This window comes from Sphingobacterium sp. T2, assembly GCF_000814685.1.
Taxonomy (GTDB): domain Bacteria; phylum Bacteroidota; class Bacteroidia; order Sphingobacteriales; family Sphingobacteriaceae; genus Sphingobacterium; species Sphingobacterium thermophilum.
This window is the reverse complement of sequence record NZ_JXAC01000177.1, coordinates 1-2,231: the sequence shown is the minus strand read 5'-3', so window position 1 is coordinate 2,231 and position 2,231 is coordinate 1. Positions and strand designations below refer to the sequence as shown.

The window sequence follows — 2,231 nt, the reverse complement described above, 5'->3', positions numbered from 1 at the left end:
TCTAAGATTCGCCCAAGGATAAATACTATCAGCACACCGATGAATGCCAGTACGGTGACAATAACATGTTCCAAATAATTCAGTTTGGCTCTTCGGTACAGCAGGAAGCTGTTTAATGAAATTACAGGCACAAAAGCGATGAGCACAAACTTGCTATAGTGCGTCAAAAAGTCGTTAATGCCCGTCTGATCTTCCACCTCCGGCCCCTTCAGCTGGGGAAATAAGCTGCCATTCAACTTTCCTACCAGCGAATAAAAACCGACGAGCAACAAAATCAAATAGAAAAAGTTGTAAAAGTTCTTTCTTTTTCCTGCGATATAATCCAAAGCGGCATAACCGGGACGCACCAGCACCTGCTTTAAGGTGAAAATCAGCCCTTTGTCGAGGTGAAACATGCCATGCACCACATCATGGGCAATAAAATGAGAAAAAGAAAGCCTGTGGGTATCCGCACTTTGCCCACAGTTCGAACAATATTTCCCTGTTATTTCGTGGTTACAGTTCAGACAGGTAGAGGTATGATAATCCATATAAAAGTTAACGGTTTGGCAATACAAAAATAGAATTTATTAACAATTAGTGGTACAACTATAATAAATACATTATCTTTAAATGTTGGTTGGTAAGAGGCCAGCGTTTATTTTTGCAAAAGATTAAGTAGAGTCAGCATGGCGCAAAGTACCGCAAATAAATTTTTAGAAGACAGCTCAGCCAAATCATTCGATTTACGCCACCGTGAAATTATCACAAACAATATAGACAAGTACAATACCGCTTTCGAGAGGGGCAAAAGTAAGTTTTACGACCTTTCCAACTCCAAGAAGAAGGCAAACTTGATAAAGTGGCGTACCATCGAAAACCTTGACCGATACTTAATCGACTTTGAAGCGCGCTTCACAGCCAATGGCGGTAAAGTTATCTGGGCCAACGACGCCGAAGAGGCCCGCCAGGAGATCTGGAAAATCTTCGAAATGCACAACGCCAAGACGGTAGTCAAGTCCAAATCCATGGCTACGGAAGAGATAGAGCTCAACCACTTTTTGGAGAAGAAAGGCATTAGGCCTGTAGAAAGTGACCTCGGCGAATATATTATCCAGCTGTTGGACCAGAAGCCCTACCACTTTGTGACTCCGGCCATGCACCTCAGCCTTGAAGAGATTGCCAAACTGTTCCACGAAAAGTTTGATACCCCTCTGGATGCCACGGCCGAGCAACTTACCATGAAAGCACGCGAGCTTCTACGCGAAAAATAATACATCAGCAGATATAGGAATTACGGGAGCGAACTTCCTGATAGCCGACACAGGAAGCATTGCCATCACCGAAAATGAAGGCAACGCAAGGCTGACGACCACTTTTCCGAAAGTAACATATCTCCGTGGTAGGGATAGAAAAGATTATTCCTAGCATGACGGACTTAGACCTTTTCTGGCCTTTGTTGGCTACCCACGGCACAGGACAAAACCTGACCGTATACAACACCCTACTTAGCGGTCCCCGTAAAGAGGACGAAAGCGATGGTCCGGAAGAGATGTATGTAGTACTGCTGGACAACGGCCGTACCAACGTATTGCAAAAGAAAGAACAAAGACAAGGACTGTATTGTATTCGTTGTGGCGCCTGTCTCAACGTATGTCCTATTTACCAGAACATTGGAGGCCACACCTATGAGACCACCTACCAGGTCCTATAGGGTCTTTAATCTCCCCACATCTCAACGGCATGAAAGAGTTCAAGCACCTTTCGTATGCTTCCAGCCTTTGCGGCAAATGTACGGAGGTATGCCCTACCGGCATAGACATCCAAAAGATGTTGTTGCTCAACCGCAGAGATGCCGTACAAGAGAAGCTGACAGAAAAAAACGAACAAAGGATGTGGAAAGGATTTACCTACGCCATCAAAAAGAGAAAACTCATAGACTTCTTTGGCGGCAAATTCAAAAACTTCATAATGCGTAAGTTTTTCCGCAAAGCATGGGGGCCATGGCGCAATCTGCCGCAGTTCCCAGACAAATCTTTCGCACAGCAGTGGAAAGAACAGCAGAAAAATAAAGACAAATAAAAAGGTGATTATCGCTAATCACCTTTTTTATCTATTATCTTGAAATGTACTTCTTAGTCTATATACTCAAATCCTGTGTAACGCACCAATGCAGCAGGAATCTTAATTCCCTTTTCCGACTTGGTTGTTTTCCAAGATTGCAGCGACGATACGTGGCAAAGCCAAGGCAG

The 2,231-nt window shown here is 44.0% G+C and carries 1 protein-coding gene and 1 pseudogene; one reads left to right on the top strand and one right to left on the bottom strand.

Annotation, left to right across the window (positions count from 1 at the left end; translation table 11 throughout):
• The coding region (locus SD31_RS15505; RefSeq protein ID WP_156138328.1) for a DUF3667 domain-containing protein at nucleotides 1–530 on the bottom strand (530 nt) is incomplete at its 3' end.
• A 138-nt stretch (nucleotides 531–668) separates the two neighbouring features.
• Between SD31_RS15505 and SD31_RS11145 the strand changes: the two are divergent.
• Nucleotides 669–2,061: pseudogene (locus tag SD31_RS11145) on the top strand (LutB/LldF family L-lactate oxidation iron-sulfur protein).
• Nucleotides 2,062–2,231 lie beyond the last annotated feature (170 nt).